At 56.2% G+C, this 18331-nt stretch carries 15 protein-coding genes and 1 pseudogene; 7 read left to right on the plus strand and 9 right to left on the minus strand.

The genetic code is table 11. From position 1 onward, the window contains the following. Nucleotides 1–16: 16 nt before the first annotated feature. Genes ACF8PE_RS21535 through ACF8PE_RS21565 form a run of 7 tightly spaced genes read right to left on the minus strand, consistent with a single transcriptional unit; the run spans nt 17 to nt 6468 of the window. Nucleotides 17–1243, minus strand: coding sequence for a Zn-dependent hydrolase (locus tag ACF8PE_RS21535; RefSeq protein ID WP_234548571.1), 1227 nt, complete (start codon nt 1241–1243; stop codon nt 17–19). Next, nucleotides 1240–1722: an L-2-amino-thiazoline-4-carboxylic acid hydrolase gene (locus ACF8PE_RS21540; RefSeq protein ID WP_059307903.1), complete on the minus strand. Its 483-nt coding sequence runs from the start codon at nt 1720–1722 to the stop codon at nt 1240–1242. The genes ACF8PE_RS21535 and ACF8PE_RS21540 overlap by 4 nt, the downstream gene beginning before the upstream one ends. 17 nt (nt 1723–1739) lie before the next feature. Continuing rightward, complete coding sequence (locus ACF8PE_RS21545; RefSeq protein ID WP_077227675.1) at nt 1740–2897, minus strand: branched-chain amino acid ABC transporter substrate-binding protein; 1158 nt, start codon at nt 2895–2897, stop codon at nt 1740–1742. A 28-nt stretch (nt 2898–2925) separates the two neighbouring features. Continuing rightward, nucleotides 2926–3645: an ABC transporter ATP-binding protein gene (locus ACF8PE_RS21550; protein ID WP_032618195.1), complete on the minus strand. Its 720-nt coding sequence runs from the start codon at nt 3643–3645 to the stop codon at nt 2926–2928. Continuing rightward, on the minus strand, nt 3638–4405 hold the full coding sequence (locus ACF8PE_RS21555) for an ABC transporter ATP-binding protein (RefSeq protein ID WP_077227676.1): 768 nt from the start codon (nt 4403–4405) through the stop codon (nt 3638–3640). The genes ACF8PE_RS21550 and ACF8PE_RS21555 overlap by 8 nt, the downstream gene beginning before the upstream one ends. Then, nucleotides 4402–5508 (minus strand): branched-chain amino acid ABC transporter permease, encoded by a 1107-nt coding sequence (locus ACF8PE_RS21560; protein ID WP_077227677.1) that lies wholly within the window; start codon nt 5506–5508, stop codon nt 4402–4404. The genes ACF8PE_RS21555 and ACF8PE_RS21560 overlap by 4 nt, the downstream gene beginning before the upstream one ends. Nucleotides 5509–5517: 9 nt before the next feature. Further along, complete coding sequence (locus ACF8PE_RS21565) at nt 5518–6468, minus strand: branched-chain amino acid ABC transporter permease (RefSeq protein WP_163603424.1); 951 nt, start codon at nt 6466–6468, stop codon at nt 5518–5520. A gap of 170 nt (nt 6469–6638) precedes the next feature. On the opposite strand from ACF8PE_RS21565, the gene ACF8PE_RS21570 reads away from it, so the two are divergent. The 4 genes and pseudogenes from ACF8PE_RS21570 to ACF8PE_RS21585 all read left to right on the plus strand — a co-directional run bounded on the left by ACF8PE_RS21570 (nt 6639) and on the right by ACF8PE_RS21585 (nt 11405). Further along, nucleotides 6639–7562: a LysR substrate-binding domain-containing protein gene (locus ACF8PE_RS21570; RefSeq protein ID WP_032618199.1), complete on the plus strand. Its 924-nt coding sequence runs from the start codon at nt 6639–6641 to the stop codon at nt 7560–7562. Nucleotides 7563–8089: 527 nt separating this feature from the next. Then, nucleotides 8090–9979: pseudogene (locus ACF8PE_RS21575) on the plus strand (phospholipase effector Tle1 domain-containing protein). Further along, nucleotides 9976–10629 carry a DUF2931 family protein gene (locus tag ACF8PE_RS21580; RefSeq protein WP_130588837.1) on the plus strand — a complete coding sequence of 218 codons (654 nt, stop codon included), beginning with the start codon at nt 9976–9978 and terminating at the stop codon, nt 10627–10629. The pseudogene ACF8PE_RS21575 and the gene ACF8PE_RS21580 overlap by 4 nt, the downstream one beginning before the upstream one ends. A gap of 110 nt (nt 10630–10739) precedes the next feature. Next, nucleotides 10740–11405, plus strand: coding sequence for a DUF2931 family protein (locus tag ACF8PE_RS21585; protein ID WP_392495262.1), 666 nt, complete (start codon nt 10740–10742; stop codon nt 11403–11405). 64 nt (nt 11406–11469) lie between these two features. Here ACF8PE_RS21585 and yddG read toward each other — a convergent pair whose 3' ends face one another. Continuing rightward, nucleotides 11470–12357: an aromatic amino acid DMT transporter YddG gene (yddG, locus tag ACF8PE_RS21590; protein ID WP_392495263.1), complete on the minus strand. Its 888-nt coding sequence runs from the start codon at nt 12355–12357 to the stop codon at nt 11470–11472. A 222-nt stretch (nt 12358–12579) separates the two neighbouring features. Here yddG and fdnG point away from each other — a divergent pair, with 222 nt between their 5' ends. Genes fdnG through fdnI form a run of 3 tightly spaced genes read left to right on the plus strand, consistent with a single transcriptional unit; the run spans nt 12580 to nt 17172 of the window. Next, the gene (fdnG, locus tag ACF8PE_RS21595) at nt 12580–15627 is read left to right on the plus strand and encodes a formate dehydrogenase-N subunit alpha (RefSeq protein ID WP_145963913.1); all 3048 of its coding nucleotides are present in this window, start codon (nt 12580–12582) and stop codon (nt 15625–15627) included. 11 nt (nt 15628–15638) lie between these two features. Then, nucleotides 15639–16523, plus strand: coding sequence for a formate dehydrogenase subunit beta (fdxH, locus tag ACF8PE_RS21600; RefSeq protein ID WP_059307913.1), 885 nt, complete (start codon nt 15639–15641; stop codon nt 16521–16523). Beyond that, nucleotides 16516–17172, plus strand: a complete 657-nt coding sequence (fdnI, locus tag ACF8PE_RS21605; RefSeq protein WP_032610824.1) for a formate dehydrogenase-N subunit gamma — start codon at nt 16516–16518, stop codon at nt 17170–17172. Before fdxH ends, fdnI begins: the two co-directional genes overlap by 8 nt. 274 nt (nt 17173–17446) lie before the next feature. Here the strand turns inward: fdnI and ppk2 are convergent, their stop codons facing one another. Then, a complete protein-coding gene (ppk2, locus tag ACF8PE_RS21610) occupies nt 17447–18271 on the minus strand; it encodes a polyphosphate kinase 2 (RefSeq protein WP_103792355.1) in 825 nt (274 codons plus the stop codon). Nucleotides 18272–18331: the final 60 nt, after the last annotated feature.

The raw sequence follows: 18331 nt of genomic DNA on the forward strand, positions 1-18331 counted from the left end.
GCCCGGTGGCGTGGTTTTACAACTCCTGTGCCGCACTCAGTACGCTGTGCAGCAACACATTCGCCCCTTTCTCTGACCACGCCGGCAGGATCTTTTCCGCTTCGTTATGGCTAATGCCTTTCACGCACGGAATAAAGATCATGCTGGCAGGGGCTATCTTGCTGACATAACAGGTGTCGTGCCCCGCACCGGAAACCATCGATTTTGCGGAATAGCCCAGGGCTGCCACGGCGTTTTCCGTGCGCGTCAGGCAAGTGGCATCAAACGCAATGGGCGCATAGTCAAAGATGCGCTCGACGTTTGCGCTGACACCGCGGGCAGAAAGACTCTCTGTCGCCTGATGCAGTGCAGCTTCCATCGCCTCCAGCGCCGCGCTCTGCGGATGACGGAACTCCACGCTGCACACCACGCGGGAAGGGACGACGTTGCGCGAGTTGGGGGTCACGTTCGCCATGCCGATGGTCGCCCGACCGTCGGGCGCATGCTGATACCCAATGGCTTCAACCTTCAGCGCCAGCACCGCAAAGGCGGTTAAGGCGTCGCGACGGCTGTGCATCGGCGTGGTACCCGCATGCGCGGCAAATCCCTCCAGCGTGATCGTGAACCAGCGCTGGCCCATCGCCGCCCGCACCAGTCCGATATCCACCGCCTCATCTTCAAGGATCGGTCCTTGTTCGATGTGCAGTTCATAGCAGGCGTGGATCGGGAAAGCGCGGGCAGGGAGCTCACCGCGATAGCCGATGGTATCCAGCGCGTCACCCACCGTAATACCATCCCGGTCGGCCCGGGCGTGGGCATAGGCCTCGCTGAACTGCCCGGTCCAGACGCCGGAGGAGAGCATTGCCGGGGCAAAACGCGCCCCTTCTTCGTTGGTCCAGTTCACCAGCACGATGTCGCGCTCGGTTTCAATCTGATGGTCGTTCAGGGTACGTAGCAATTCCAGCCCGGCCAGTACGCCGTAAACTCCGTCGTAATTGCCACCCAGTGGCTGGGAATCCACATGCGAACCGGTCATCACCGGTGCCAGGGCGGGATTTTTTCCGGCACGGCGGATAAACATGTTGCCCATGCTGTCCACCTTGCAGGAAAACCCCGCCTCCAGCGCCCAGTCACGCAGCAGGTTGCGGGCGATCCGATCTTCATCGCTTAACGCCAGCCGGGTGACACCCCCGGCGGGCGTGCCGCCGATCTGCGCCATCATCGCAAGCGTTGACCATAACCGGTCTGCGTTTACGCGGATCATGCTTTGTCCTTGTTGCTGCGATAGCGGAAGTCGCAGCATTTACCGCCCTGCATGATGGTGGTGGTGCGGGTCAGCTCCACGTCCGGCGCATAGCCGACGATAAATTTTTCATCGCGCGCGCACGACAGCAGGTGGCCGATCTCCCCCAGCCCCATCTCGTGATACATCTCGGCATAGCGGCAGCGGGTGACGTCGTAGTTGTACTGCTGGTCGTCGGCGTCGATCACCCGCACGTCCAGGGCGTTATCTTTCTCCCACAGATATTGCAGGGCGATAAAGCTCTTCACGTCTGCGCCGTTCGGCTCTTTGCTGGCAAACTCTTTGCCTGCATTAATGGCGGCCTGCTCAATGGCCTCGCCAATGACCGCCTGGGCGCGGGTCTTGCCGATCTCGCGCACCAGGATTTCATAAATTGGCTTAATAATTTCTGCTTCAATTTTGCGGCGGGCGAGAATGCCCAGCTCATTATTATCACTCATCACATTGCCTCACTGCGTTACTTCGTTTGTGCGCCGCCGAGCACGGTTTGCGGCTGCCATTTGCCATCGACCACTTTATAAACGGTGAATGACGGGGCTTTCAGGTTGCCCTGGTTATCAAAGGCGATCTGCCCGGTGACGCCGGAATAGCTGATGGCGCGCAGGGCAGGCAGGTACTCTGCCGGATCCACCGAGTCGGCTTTTTCCATCGCGGCCACCAGGACACGGGTGGCGTCATAGGCGAACGGGGCGTGCAGTTCGATATGGGTGTGGTAGCGGGACTGATACGCCTGTTCGAAGGTCTTGCCGCCCGGCATCTGATCCACAGGCAGGCCCGGTTCCAGCGCCACTACGCCTTCACCCTCTTTCTGCGCCAGTTGCAGGAAGGTCTGGCTGACAAAGCCGCCTGCGCCCATCAGGGTGGCCTTCATGCCCAACTGTTTAATACGACGCGCCAGCGGTGCCGCCTGGCTGTCCACGCCACCGAAGAAAATCAGATCCGCATTTTTGCTGCGAATGGCGGTCAACACGGCGCTGAAATCAACGGTTTTGTCGTCAACGTACTGGCGATCGACAATCTTCACGCCCTGGGATTCGAGCGATTTAATAAACTCATCCGCCAGCCCCTGACCAAAGGCGGTACGGTCGTCAATGACCGCGATGCGTTTGGCTTTCAGGGTATTGACCGCGTACTGCCCGGCAAACTGACCGCCGTCATCATCGTGACCCATCACGCGGAAGCTGGTGTCGAAGCCCTGTTTGGTATAGGCATGGCCGGTGGCAACGGGTGCCACCTGGGCGATACCGGCATCGTGATAGACGCGGGCCGCCGGGATGCTGGTGCCGGTGTTCCAGTGGCCGACCACGCCTGCCACGTCGCTGTCCACCAGGCGCTGCGCCACGGCCACTGCGGTACGCGGATCCGACTGGTCATCTTCGGACTGCAGCTTAAAGGTCACCGCTTTGCCGCCGATGGTCGGGTGCTGCTTGTTGATGTCGTCAATTGCCAGCTGAGCACCGTTCTCCAGATCTTTACCGATACGGGCAGACGGACCGGTGAGCGGACCTGCCAGGCCAATCACCACGGTTTCACTGTCGGCGGCCCAGGCCGCGGTAGAGGCTAATCCGCTGAGCAGGATCGCGGCGCTGAGCGCGCTCATTGTTACGGTTTTCATTGTTATTCCCTGATGTTGGTGGGTGTTGTTAAACGGGCATTTCGCCCAAATAAATCTGTGCAATCTGGTCATCGTTAAGCATCGCTTTGGATTCGCCATGATGAACGATGCTGCCACTGTCCATCACCCAGGCCTGGTCGGTCACTTCCAGCGCCAGGCGGGCGTTCTGTTCGATGAGCAGCAGGGCCACACCACGCTCTCGCAACCCGGCGATGACGGCAAAAATGTTTTCTACCATCTTTGGCGCGAGGCCCATGGAGGGTTCGTCCAGGATCAGCAGACGCGGGCGGCTGAGCAGGGCGCGATTCAGCGCTAAAAGCTGCTGCTCTCCGCCGGAGAGCAGCCCGGCCAGCTGATGCTGGCGTTCGCCAAGACGTGGGAACCGGGCAAAAATCTCGTCCATCTCCTGCTTCACGGTGACAGTGTCACGGCGAAGCCAGGCTCCCATCTGCAGGTTCTCCAGCACCGTCATACGGGCGAAGATACCCCGGCCTTCCGGGACCATCACCAGCCCGTCGCGCAGCAGCGCTTCGGCTTTCTGTTTACGCACCGGCTTGCCGTTAAATTCAATGTTGCCGCCAAAACGCTCCAGCCCGGTGATGGCTCGTACGGTGGAGCTTTTGCCCGCACCGTTGGCCCCGATCAGCGTGGCCTGTTCACCTTCGCGCAGGCTAAAGGAGACGCCGCGCACCGCCTGGATACCGCCGTAATGCACGTCCAGGCGTTCCACTTTCAGTAATTCAGACATGGGCATTGCCTCCAAGCCAGGCGGCGATCACCGCCGGGTCGCGTCGCACGCTGTCCGGCGTACCGCTGGCCAGCGTTTTGCCATAATCCAGCACCGTGAGGCGATCGCAGATCCCCATCACCAGCTTCACGTCATGTTCAATCATCAGCAGGGTTTTTCCGTCGTCGCGGATGCGGGTCAATAGCTCCCCCAGAGCCACTTTTTCTGCTGCGTTCATCCCGGCGGCAGGTTCATCCAGCGCCAGCAGAAGCGGATCGGTGGCCAGTGCGCGGGCGATTTCCAGCCGACGCTGATGGCCGTAAGCCAGATCGCAGGCGCGGTAGTGGGCGAACTTTGCAATGCCGGTGTACTCCAGCCAGTGCCACGCCTGTTCCCGGGTCTGGGCCTCTTCTTCCCTGGCGCGCTTGTGACGGCTCAGCGCGGCCCACAGCCCGTTGCGGGTACGTACATGGCGACCCACCATCACGTTCTCCAGCACCGACATCTCGTTAAACAGACGGACGTTCTGGAAGGTGCGGGCGATGCCTGCGGCGGTCACTCTTTCGATCTGCTTCGGGAAGTACGGTGTATCGGCAATGGCAAATTCGCCGCTGTCTGCCGGGTACAGCCCGGTGATCAGGTTGAAGCAGGTGGTTTTACCCGCGCCGTTAGGGCCAATCAGACCGTAAATTTCGCCTTTGTTGATCGAGAGTGAGACGTTGTCCACCGCCGTCAGGCCGCCAAAGCGTTTGGACATATTGCGCACGGTTAACAGACTCATGCGTTGACCTCCTTGTGGCGAACCGGCCAGATGCCCGACGGCCGAACCAGCATGACAAGCACCAGCGCCAGACCGTAGAACAGCTGACGCAGGATCTCCGGGTCTATCAGCACCGAACCAAACAGCGCCTGCTGTACCGGCGCAGCCTGGCTACGCAGCAGTTCTGGCAGGGCAGTGAGCAGCACCGCGCCGAGGATCACCCCCGGGATATTGCCCATACCGCCCAGCACCACCATCGCCAGCACGGCAATCGACTCCTGCAAGGTGAAAGATTCCGGCGAGACAAAGCCCTGGAAGGCACCAAACAGCGCCCCGGCCACGCCGCCAAAAGAGGCACCCATGGCAAAGGCCAGCAGCTTAAAGTTGCGCACGTTGATCCCCATCGCCCGGGCGACGTCTTCATCTTCGCGAATGGCGTGCCACGCCCGGCCAATGCGCGAGTGTTGCAGGCGCAGACAGACAAAAATGATCCCGACAATCACCAGCATCAGCAGGTAGTACCACAGCCACAGGGCGGGCACCTTGACGCCGAACCAGTGGTAAACCCCGCTGAACTTCAGCCCAAACAGGTTGAGGGTATCGACGCCGGTAATGCCCTTAGCACCGTTGGTGATGTTCACCGGGCGGTCGAGATTACGCATCAGAATACGGATGATCTCCCCGAAACCGAGGGTCACGATCGCCAGATAATCGCCGCGCAGCTTCAGCGTTGGCGCGCCGAGCAGGATGCCACACACCGCCGCGACCAGCGCCGCAATCGGGATGATCAGCAGATACGACGTATGTAGCCCATCCGGGAACCAGACGTTGAGGATCGGGAACACCTCCGCCAGGTGCGGCGACGCCAGCAGTGCAGCCAGATAAGCGCCGACAGCATAGAAAGCGATAAAGCCCATATCCAGCAGGCCGGTGTAGCCGACCACGATATTCAGCCCCAGCGCCAGCATGATGTAGAGCAGGGCGAAGTCGATCACCCGCACCCAGTAGTTGCCGCCCAGTTGGGTAGCCACCACCGGCGCAAGCAGCAGGGCAAGCACAAACAGCGTCATGCCGGACCAGAATTTACGGCGGGTCGCCGGTGTTTTGAGTTCAATGGCAGTCATGATTTCCTCTTACGCCCTATGCGCCACGCGCTCGCCCAGCAGACCCGCCGGACGGAAGACCAACACCAGAATCAGCACGATAAAGGCGAATACGTCCTGGTAATTACTGCCAAACACACCGTCAGTCAGCTCGCCAAGATAACCGGCACCCATTGCTTCGATAATGCCGAGCAGGATCCCGCCTATCATCGCCCCGCGAATGTTGCCGATGCCGCCGAGAACCGCCGCGGTAAAGGCCTTAATGCCGGGCAGGAAGCCCATCGAGAAGCTGGCGTTACCGTAGTTGCTGGCCATCATCACGCCTGCCAGCGCGGCAAAGATGCCGCCAATGGCGAAGGTGAGGGTGATGATGGCGTTCGGATTGACGCCCATCAGAGTCGCGACGCGCGGGTTTTCGGCCACGGCGCGCATACCGCGACCGAGGCGGGTGTATTCCACCAGCAGCCACAGGCCGGTCATGACGATCAGAGCCAGCGCCACGGTAACCATGCCGGTCACGGTAACAATCGCCGGGGGATGCGCCTCGCTGCCTGCGGTGATGGCAATGGGGTCCATCGGCAGGATCTGCGGAAACATCAGCGGGTTACGCGTCCAGATAATCATCGCCACGGTTTGCAGCAGCACCGACACGCCAATCCCGGAGATGAGCGGTGCCAGCCGCGGCGCATGCCGCAGGCGGCGGTAGGCGAAACGCTCCACCGCCATCGCCAGCAGGGCGCAGACCGCCATCGCGATCAGCAGCGCGAAGCCAAGCTGCAGCAGTTGCGGCATAGCGGGAAAATAACCGTTGAGGAGATTCAGCCCCGACAGGGTGGTCAGCGCGCCGACCATTAAAATATCGCCGTGGGCGAAGTTAATAATGCGCAAAATGCCATACACCATGGTATAGCCCAGCGCGATCAGCGCGTAGATGCTGCCCAGCATCACGCCGTTGATTAGTTGTTGTATGAGTGTGTCCAACGTTCCTACCCGACAAATTGCTCTTTCAGCGGGTAACATCTAATAATTGAATTAAATTGTGAAATACACATATATTCTTTCTTATGATTTTTGGAGCTTGCGTTATCTGATTGATTTTAAAGATGATGATAAATGGCTGATAAACCTGATTATCCATGACAGATCAATATATGAATAAAACAGAACAATCCCTGGTGGTGCCAGCCTTTGCCGAGAGCCGACTGGCGAACGATCCACCGCTGCGAGCGGTACGGGCCTTCGAGGCAATAGCCCGGCTGGGCAGTGTGACCCAGGCGGCGCAGGAGCTGGATATCTCCCCGTCAGCGGTCAGCCATCAGCTCAAAGTGCTGGAAGGGTACCTGCAGATGCCGCTTACCGAGCGTCAGGGACGCAGGCTGATCCTCAGCCAACAGGGGCGAGACTATTACCGCTCCATTCGTGCGGCCTTTAACGTGCTGCGCCAGGCTACCGAGCATCTGCTTGAGCAGGTACAGACCCGTCAGGTGACCATCAGTCTGATCCCGCTGTTTGGCATGGGGTGGTTTATCCCGCGGCTACCGGGGTTTATGCGGGCCAATCCGCAAACCGAAATTAATGTGGTCTACGCCAACCACCGCAATTACCTGAGCGATGCCTCGGATATGTCGATCCGCTTTGGTAACGGGCAGTGGGCAGGCTACCAGAGCGAGAAGCTTATCTCCGGGCAGATGGTGCCGGTCTGTAGCCGGGCGTTTTTGCGCCTGCACGGACATATCGATACCCCCGAACAGCTGCTACAAATGCCGCTCCTGCATGATGAGGAGCGCGCGACCTGGCAGCAGTGGTTTATCCAGCAGGGGGTTAAGCGCCCGCCGCGACGCAGCGGACCGATGTTTGAAGATGGCCTGTTAACGCTGGCGGGCGTGCAGGCGGGCCTGGGCTGCGCCCTGATGCGTGAGCCACTCATTGCGCCCTATCTGGAGAGCGGCGAGCTGGTGAAAATATTTGATATGCCCATCGACGATGGTCGGGATTATTACCTGTGCGTCCGGCAGGATGTTGAGATGAGCCAGGACGGTAAGCTGTTACAGAGCTGGCTGCGGCAGAACAGTTGAGGTAAAGGGTTAAGCGGCAACAGGCCGCACCGCAGCCCCAGCGCCGGATGGCGGCTGCGTCTTACCCCGCCTGTAATTCGGCGCTATCTGGTTCCCTCTCTCTTATGGGAGAGGACCAGAGTGATGGTAAAAACAGCCTGTTTGAATATCAGTGAAATGAGCATGATGAAGAATATCAATCCACTGGCATTATATAATGCTGGCATCTGGGTTCACCGTTAATGATTGCAAAGGTTTTATTTTTACTTCAGTTTTTACTTGATCCTGTGATTTTCTCAGTCAATGATTTTTGTCGATAGAATAGGGCCTAAAAATAATAACAATCAAAACCCACCGTTTGTTTGTGTGGCATTTAATTATTCTGGGTGAAATGATTTTTCTGATGGCGCTGAACAATGCAGGGGGAGTAATATTTAACCTCTCCATATTGCGTTATTACCATTTTAATCAAATGTAAATATTCGCCGTTTCTTCTTTGAACATGAATGAATCAAATCTGCTCATTCACTTTATTAAGGATGATGATTATGGCAATAGGTTATTTTATTCGTCTGGGTGATAAAACTTCCTGTGGCGGTACTGTGCTTTCCGCTTCACAACACCATAGTTTTGGATGTGTTGCGACGGCCAGAAACGGCGATAAGGTTTCCTGCGGTATCGATCGTAAGGTCTATCATATCGCAGGGGGTATACCTAATTACTTTATTCATGGCGTGGCAGCAGCAGGAACATTGCATAGCCGCAGTACATGCCCGTGCCGGGCAAGGCTAATAACGTCATTCCCGAATGCCGTATATTGGTCCGGGGAAGATAAACGGGTTAACACGGTTGCCGGTGCACCTCTAAACGCTGGCGAGCCAGAACAACATGCGCAGGCCGCACGAAAAAATTCAGCCGCTACCTCTGACAATGTCAGCAACCCTGCCACAAAAGAAAAACGAGAAATCACCCTGACGCTCGGTGTGTTTTTCGATGGTACGGGCAACAATGCTATTAATACCAATAACATGATAAAAGCCTGTATTGCTGAACGCTACGAACTTGATAACATCGACGCGGGTGCGATTCTGGGAAAATGTGCGCGGGAGGGTATGGGCGTTTCGGGTGTGGGTGCATTAGTTATACGGGGTATTATACGAATGTGCACTGGCTGCAGACGCTGTATAAAAAGGACATATCAACCAAGGGTAGTGATATTCAGAGAGCCATTTACATTGATGGTATAGGTACGGAAGCAGGTAAGCCGGACAGCATAATTGGGCAAGGGTTTGGAATATCAGACACTGGAGTTATTGCTAAAACGGATATAGCCATATCCCGACTGGCTCGCAATATACAGGAGGTTTTACAAGAAATATGCAGAAGACAACCAAATTATGAACTGGTTATAAAGTCTCTTCATTTTGATATTTTCGGTTTCAGTCGTGGCGCAGCCGCCTCACGTCACTTTGCCAATCGTATTCATTCAGAAGACCCCGCAATTATTGCTGCAATCCGCGAAGGTGTGCAGGGCACAGAGTTTAAAGGAACTCCAGTGGGCAAAATTCGCTTTATCGGGATTTTTGATACCGTAGCCGCGATTGGCACCCCACTAAACGGCCTGAACCCGCACAGTGCGGATACGGGCGAAGTAAATCTTGTGCTACGCCCAGGTGTGGCGGATAAGGTTTTTCATATCACTGCGGCCCATGAATGCCGTTTTAACTTCGCTCTGAACAGCGTAAAACCCGCCTGGCCTGAACTGGCGTTACCCGGCGTGCATTCTGATGTTGGCGGAGGTTATCTGCCCGCTGTGGAAGAAAATCTTTTTCTGACTCGCCCGGAGACCGACACTGTCCCGCTGCGCCAGTCCGGCGAACAAACGCGGGGTTACCATCAGACAAGAAAGCAACTGGATAAGCTGGACGCCTGTCCGGCAGTCGCCCCCATTATGCGCACCAGCGATATTTCTGTAGAAACCTGGTTTGATGACCGCATGCCGCCGGACCGCTACGGCGAACCGCAGAAACGTAGCTACGCAGCCCTGACGCTACGTAACCGAATCATTAGAAATGACTGGTCAAAAGTCGCGTTGCGGGTGATGTATGACGCCGCACAGGAGGCCGGGGTGATGTTTGATGAAATACAGGAAGACGATAATTTCAATGTTCCAGATGAATTGAATTCATTGTGCGCCAAAGCCCTGGAAATGGGTAAAGCGGTTCGTTCGGACCAGAGTTCAGGTACGTTTAGCCAGGATGAAATCGACACTATCGCCCGGCGATATTCACTGCTCGGCAAACTGGAATGCGATCGTTGCGGATACAAAAGGTTTTACGCAGGGCGGTGCATCCGCAGCGGAAATCATCGGTTTTCTCGATCGCCCGGATGAAAACTGGCAGCGCACCCTATACGACATGGACGGGAAAAAAATATGAAACTGAAAATCGCCCTCGCACTGGTGTTATTAGTGAGTGGCTGCCGCGCTTCTGAGCCGCAGACACCGGAAGAAACGGGCAGCATGCCTTACGGCAAATGGGGTTTTGCATTTTTTACTCCCTATGCTTTGCCTGCCATCGTGACGCACGCAGTGGTTATCGACAGCGGAAAAGTTGTATCGACCTTCCGGACGTTGGACAGTACGCAGAGTGATCCGGATACCGTACAGTTCTGGAGTGACACTACACCTAATGGCGGAGTTATCTTTAATAAAGTCCGCCACCCCCCCGTTTCCATGCTGTTCTGCTGGGACTCCATCATTGATAAAAAAACCTATGAAACGTGGATTATTTTCAATCCTTCGTTACGTGAAACCATGCTGACACCGACAGGGACAGACCGTTACGGAGAAACCGCCTGGTATAAAACGATGCTGTTTGGTCTTGCGCCGGAAGGGAAGGTAAAAATCTGGCTTCAGGACAGCGCCGGAGGGAGAAATGTCCCTTTAAGGCCGAAACAAATCGCGACGCTTTCAGGCGATCAGCTTGATATCTGTAAGGGAATTACAAGGCATATTCAGGGATATGGATATACCAAAACGACTCAGGAATTTATCAAAGATAAAGCCTATCCCTACGGCAACTGGTAATTGTTATCAGGCTACCTGCCGCGTCGGCTTGTGGCCTTTTTCCTCGGTTTTCTGGGTAGCCGGGATGAAAAACGGCAGCGCACCCAATACAACATGGATGGTAAAGAAGTATGAAACTGAAAATCGCCCTTGCGGTGGTGCTATTGGTGAGTGGCTGCCGGGCTTCTGAACCGCAGACCCCGGAAGAAACCGGCAGCATGCCTTATGGAAAATGGGAATTTGCTTTTTTTACACCCCGAGCCTTAAACGCTGTCGTGACATACGCTGCGATTATTGATAGCGGAAATGTGGTCTACAGATTCCGGATGCTGGACGGTACACCTGGCGATCCGGATACCGTTGAGACCTGGAACAACCTTGTTCGAATGCATGCAGAACTGAATAAAGCCCGCCATCCGCCCGTTGCCATGATGTTCTGCTGGGACTCCATCATTGATAAAAAGACCTATGAAACACAGATCATCTTCAAACCGTCGTTACGTGAAATCATGCTGACCCCGACAGGAAAAGACAGAAAAGGAGAAACCGCCTGGTATAAAACGATGCTGTTCGGTCTTGCGCCGGAGGGGAAGGTGAAGATCTGGCTTCAGGACAGTGCCGGAGGGATAAATGTCCCTGTAGAGCCAAAACGCATGGTAACTCTTTCAGGCGATCGGCTGGATATCTGTAAGGGAGTGCCCACCCGAATTGATTTTAATTACAGCATTCCAGATGGATATGATCAGTTCATAAAGGATTTTATCAAGGGTAAAACTTACCCTTACGGCAACTGGTAATTGTTATCAGACCACCAGCCGAAGCGGCTGGTGGTTTTCGCTACTCCTTGTCGCGTCCAGGAACTTAGCGCGTCCGCGCCCGCGTAGCATACCAACACAACAACGACCCCGCGCACACCATCATCGCCCCCTGCCAGAAGCTAAACGACAGGGGGGCATTCAGTAACACCGCCGCCAGCGCCGCTGACAGTACCGGCGTAAAATAGGACGCCACCGCCAGCAGCGTCACGTTGCCGTGCAGAATGCCGATGTTCCATGAGGCATAGCCAAACCCCAGCGCCACGCCGCACATCAGGAGTTTAATCACCACCGGCACGCTGAAGACCATTTCCGGCTGATCGCTGAAGGCATATTTCACCCACAGAGTCAGGGCCGTCAGCAGCACAAACAGGGTGATGCCATTCTGGCCCTTGGCATATTTACTGGTCACGGTGCAGTAAGCGGCCCAGATAAAAGCCCCGACAAAGGCCAGGCCGTAACTCAGCGGATTCGAGATAACGTTTTGGGCAATGTCCGCCAGACTAAGCCCCTTATCGCCCCCGACGACCCAACTGACACCCAGCAGCGAGATAAGCAGCCCCGGGATCACCCACAGCGTCGATTTCTGGCGATTAAACAGAATGGCAAACACAATGGTCAGGCTTGGCCAGAGATAGTTGACCATCCCCACCTCAATGGCCTGGTGACGGGTGGTGGCGTAGCCTAACGACAGGGCCAGACAGATCTCATAGCTGACAAACAGCACGCTACCCGCCATCAGGTAGCGGGGCGAAAAACGCCGCAGGTTGGGCAGCCCGACCGTGACCAGACAAAGTAAACCGCTGAGCGTGTAGATCATCGCCGCGCCCCCTACCGGGCCTAGCCCCTCGCTGACGCCTCGGATCAGGCCCACCATCGTGCTCCAGAGCACAATGGCCGCCAGCCCTGTCAACGTCGCTTTTTTTCTGTCCATCATTTTTCCATTGCCATGACATTTTCAGGGGCAAATTTATAGCACTGTTTCAGTACCTTCCGCGAATTAATCTCCCCGCGGTTACCCCCTTAGCGGTAACAAAACAGTGACCCGCTGACTATTAAGAGGGCGAAATATAGCGATATTGATTTGCCGCAAAAAAAACAGGGGCTTTGCTGTTAGTTTTCCGCCGGAATTCTCATTGAGTTAACGAGGACAACGATGGACGTCAGTCGCAGACAGTTTTTTAAAATCTGCGCGGGCGGTATGGCCGGAACCACAGTGGCTGCTTTAGGGTTCGCTCCTAAAATGGCGCTGGCTCAGGCGCGCAACTATAAATTGCTGCGTGCGAAAGAGATCCGTAACACCTGCACATACTGTTCCGTGGGATGCGGGCTATTGATGTATAGCCTGGGAGATGGCGCGAAGAACGCCAAAGAGTCGATTTATCATATTGAAGGCGACGCGGATCATCCGGTCAGCCGTGGGGCGTTATGCCCGAAAGGGGCGGGCCTGCTGGACTATGTTCACAGCGAAAACCGCCTGCGTTACCCGGAGTACCGCGCGCCGGGTTCCGACAAGTGGCAGCGACTCTCCTGGGATGAGGCCTTCTCCCGGATTGCGAAACTGATGAAAGCCGACCGCGACGCCAACTTCGTCGAGACCAATGCGCAGGGCGTGACGGTAAACCGCTGGACCTCCACCGGGATGCTATGCGCCTCGGCGGCCAGTAATGAAACCGGCATGCTGACGCAGAAATTTGTGCGCTCCCTCGGCATGCTGGCGGTAGATAACCAGGCGCGCGTCTGACACGGACCAACGGTAGCAAGTCTTGCTCCAACATTTGGTCGCGGTGCGATGACCAACCACTGGGTTGATATCAAAAACGCCAACGTCGTTATGGTCATGGGCGGTAACGCCGCTGAGGCCCATCCCGTGGGATTCCGCTGGGCGATGGAAGCGAAGAACAACAATGATGCGACGCTGATCGTCGTCGATCCGCGCTTTACGCGTACGGCATCGGTGGCCGATATCTATGCGCCAATCCGCTCCGGCACGGACATTACGTTCCTTTCCGGCGTGCTGCTGTACCTGATTGAAAACAACAAAATTAACGCTGAGTACGTTAAGCATTACACCAACGCCAATCTGCTGGTGCGGGAAGACTTTACCTTTGAAGACGGGCTGTTCAGCGGCTACGACGCGGAAAAACGCCAGTACGATAAGTCTTCCTGGAACTATCAGTTCGACGAAAATGGCTATGCGAAACGCGACGACACGCTCACCGATCCACGCTGCGTGTGGAACCTGCTGAAACAGCACGTCTCCCGCTATACGCCGGAGGTGGTGGAAAATATTTGCGGAACGCCGAAAGCCGACTTCCTGAAAGTGTGCGAAGTGCTGGCCTCCACCAGTGCAGCAGACAGAACCACGACCTTCCTGTATGCGCTGGGCTGGACGCAACACACCGTCGGGGCGCAGAACATCCGTACCATGGCGATGATCCAGCTGCTGCTCGGCAACATGGGCATGGCCGGTGGCGGGGTGAACGCCCTGCGCGGGCACTCCAACATTCAGGGCTTAACCGACTTAGGCTTGCTGTCGACCAGCCTGACCGGCTACCTGACGCTGCCGTCCGAGAAACAGACGGATCTGCAAAGCTATATGACGGCGAACACGCCAAAAGCGACGCTGCCTGATCAGGTGAACTACTGGAGTAATTATCCGAAGTTCTTCGTCAGCCTGATGAAGTCCTTCTATGGCGATGCGGCGCAGAAGGAGAACGACTGGGGCTTTAACTGGCTGCCGAAATGGGATCAGTCCTACGACGTCATTAAGTATTTCAACATGATGGCGAAGGGCGAGGTCACAGGTTACATCTGCCAGGGCTTTAACCCTGTGGCGTCGTTCCCGGATAAGAACAAGATTGTCGCCAGTCTCAGCAAGCTGAAGTACATGGTGGTGATCGATCCGCTGGTGACGGAAACCTCGAACTTCTGGCAGAACCACGGCGAGATGAATGATGTGGATACCGCCTCGATTCAGACCGAAGTGTTCCGTCTGCCGTCCACCTGTTTTGCCGAAGAGGATGGCTCCATCGCCAACTCCGGCCGCTGGCTGCAGTGGCACTGGAAGGGGCAGGATGCGCCGGGCGAAGCACGTAACGACGGCGAGATCCTGGCGGGAATTTACCATCGTCTGCGTGAGATGTACCGCACGGAAGGCGGCAAAGGGGCTGAGCCGCTCCTGCGGATGCGCTGGGATTACAAACAGCCGGATCACCCGGAATCGGAAGAGGTGGCGAAAGAGAACAACGGCTATGCGCTGGCAGATCTCTATGGCGCCAATGGCGTGCTCATCGCGAAGAAAGGCCAGTTGCTGAGCAGCTTTGCCCAACTGCGTGATGACGGTACCACGGCATCCTCGTGCTGGATCTACACCGGCAGCTGGACCGAGCAGGGCAACCAGATGGCTAACCGCGATAACGCCGACCCGTCAGGGCTGGGCAATACACTGGGCTGGGCCTGGGCGTGGCCATTGAACCGTCGCGTGCTCTACAACCGCGCGTCGGCGGATATCAACGGCAAGCCGTGGGATCCGAAACGGATGCTGATCCAGTGGAACGGCACGAAGTGGGCCGGCAACGATATCCCGGACTTCAACACCGCCGCACCGGGCAGCAACACCGGGCCGTTTATCATGCAGCCGGAAGGGCTGGGACGTCTGTTTGCCATCGACAAGCTGGCGGAAGGGCCGTTCCCGGAACACTACGAGCCGATGGAAACGCCGCTCGGCACTAACCCGCTGCACCCGAACGTGGTCTCCAGTCCGGTGGTACGTGTTTACCAGGAAGATGCCGTGCGCATGGGCAAGAAAGATAAGTTCCCGTACGTCGGTACAACCTATCGCCTGACCGAGCATTTCCATACCTGGACCAAACACGCGCGACTGAACGCCATCGCCCAGCCGGAACAGTTTGTCGAGATCAGCGAGACCCTGGCGAAGGCCAAAGGCATCGCTAATGGCGATCGTGTCAAGGTCAGCAGCCAGCGCGGGTTTATTCGCGCCGTGGCGGTGGTCACCCGTCGCCTGCAGGCCCTGAACGTTCACGGCCAACAGGTGGAAACCGTCGGGATCCCGCTGCACTGGGGCTTTGAAGGGGTGGCGCAGAAAGGCTATATCGCCAACACCCTGACGCCTGCGGTGGGGGATTCCAACTCGCAAACGCCAGAGTACAAGGCGTTCCTGGTCAACATCGAGAAAGCATAAGGAGCGAATCAATGTCGATGGAAACACAAGACGTCATCAAACGCTCCGCCACCAACGGTTTTACGCCCGCGCCTCGTGCGCGGGATTACAAAGCGGAAGTGGCAAAGCTTATCGATGTCTCCTCCTGCGTGGGCTGTAAAGCCTGCCAGGTGGCCTGTTCCGAGTGGAACGATATCCGCGACGAGGTGGGGCACTGCGTCGGGGTGTACGATAACCCGGCAGATTTGAGCGCCAAATCCTGGACGGTGATGCGCTTTAGCGAAACCGATCAGAACGGCAAGCTGGAGTGGCTGATCCGCAAAGATGGCTGTATGCACTGCGAGGATCCGGGCTGTCTGAAAGCCTGCCCGTCAGCGGGGGCGATTATTCAGTATGCCAATGGCATCGTCGATTTCCAGCAGGACAACTGCATCGGCTGCGGGTACTGCATCGCGGGCTGTCCGTTCAACGTGCCGCGTCTTAATAAAGAGGACAACCGGGTCTACAAATGCACCCTGTGCGTGGATCGCGTCAGCGTTGGTCAGGAGCCAGCCTGCGTGAAGACCTGTCCGACCGGGGCCATTCACTTTGGCACCAAGAAGGAGATGCTGGAGGTTGCCCAGCAGCGGGTCGATAAGCTGAAAGCGCGTGGCTATGCCAACGCGGGTGTCTACAACCCGCAAGGGGTGGGCGGGACGCATGTCATGTACGTGCTTCACCATAACGACCAGCCTGAGCTGTATCACAATCTGCCGAAGGACCCGGCGATCGATACGTCCATTAACCTGTGGAAAGGGGCGCTTAAACCGCTCTCCGCGGCAGGCTTTATCGCCACCTTTGCCGGGTTGATTTATCACTACATAGGTATCGGGCCGAACAAAGAGGTGGATGACGACGAGGAGGAACACCATGAATAAGTCAAAGATGATCGTGCGCACGAAGTTTATTGACCGCGCTTGTCACTGGACAGTGGTGATCTGCTTCTTCCTGGTGTCGTTATCCGGCATCTCGTTCTTCTTCCCGACGCTACAATGGCTGACCGAAACCTTCGGTACTCCGCAGATGGGGCGCATTCTGCATCCGTTCTTTGGGGTGCTGATTTTCGTGGCGCTGATGTTTATGTTCGTGCGTTTCGTCCATCACAACATCCCGGACAAGCAGGATATTCCGTGGCTGAAGGGCATTGTTGAGGTACTGAAAGGCAACGAGCACAAAGTCGCGAAGGTGGGGAAATACAACGCCGGACAGAAAATGATGTTCTGGACCATCATGAGCATGATTTTCGTGCTGCTGGTGACCGGGGTGATTATCTGGCGTCCCTATTTTGCCCACTATTTCCCGATGCAGGTCGTGCGCTACAGTCTGCTGATCCACGCGACATCGGCCATTATTTTGATCCATGCCATTCTGATCCATATGTATATGGCGTTCTGGGTCAAAGGTTCGATTAAAGGGATGATCGAAGGAAAAGTGAGCCGCCGCTGGGCGCAGAAACACCACCCGCGCTGGTATCGGGATGTGGAGCGTCTGGAAGCGCAGAACGAGAGTCGGGAAGGGATGAAGTAATCTCGTCGCTTGTGACACCCGGTGGCGCTGCGCTTACGCGGCTCTGAGGGTGAAGTACCCGCTCCGGGAAGGGATCCGGAGCGGGTTTTATAGGATGTCAGGTGTTCTCATGTTCTTTCCGGGGGATTACGGTAACCGTTATATTGAAAGCATGACCGGGTCGCCTGGTAATACAGGTATTGCGAGCACGCTTCCAGATAAAAGCAATCGGATGAAATCAGGTGAAATTACGCTGAACCGCCCTCGCAATAAATAATTAAGAGGGCGGTAATCGTCAGAACTTCTCGTCAATATAACGGAACGGGTAAGCAGTCGGTTTAACTTTGCCGATTTTACGCTTCGGTAATTTAACCTCTTCTTCCGGCAGGTCTTTATAGGGAATTTGGGACAGGAGATGAGAGATAATATTCAGCCGCGCACGCTTTTTATCCTCGGAACGGGCAACAAACCAGGGTGCCCAGGCGGTGTCGGTGGCGGCAAACATCGCATCACGGGCCTTGGTATAGTCATCCCAGCGGTTGAAGGATTTCACGTCCATTGGCGACAGTTTCCAGGTTTTGCGCCCGTCGTTAATGCGGTCGCGCAGGCGACGCTCCTGCTCTTTGGGGGTGACTTCCAGCCAGTATTTAATCAGGATAATGCCCGCATCGACCATTGCTTTTTCGATGATCGGTGCCCCGTCGAGAAACTTCTCTACCTGTTCTTCCGTACAAAATCCCATGACGCGCTCGACGCCCGCGCGGTTGTACCAGCTGCGGTCGAAGATGACGATTTCCCCGGCGGAGGGCAGATGTGGAACATAGCGCTGGAAGTAGAGCTGGCTTTTCTCTTTCTCGGTCGGGGCTGGCAGCGCCACTACCCGGAACACACGCGGGCTGACGCGTTCGGTCAGGGCCTTGATGGTGCCCCCTTTACCGGCGCCGTCGCGCCCTTCAAAGACGACGCACACTTTCAGGCCCTTGCTGACCACCCACCGCTGCAACTTAACCAGCTCCACATGCAGGCGGTGCAACTCTTTTTCGTACTCCGTGCGCTTAAGCGGGGCGGGGGGCGCGATCTTCGTAACGGGTTTGCTTTTCTTCTTATCTTTATCTGCCATGATGCCTTCCTTTACGGGGTGATTCTGATGGTACGGTGAGACATAACACTTTGAAGTGTA

It is taken from the genome of Leclercia sp. GLN_9 (assembly GCF_043105735.1).
Classification (GTDB): Bacteria; Pseudomonadota; Gammaproteobacteria; order Enterobacterales; family Enterobacteriaceae; genus Enterobacter; species Enterobacter adecarboxylatus.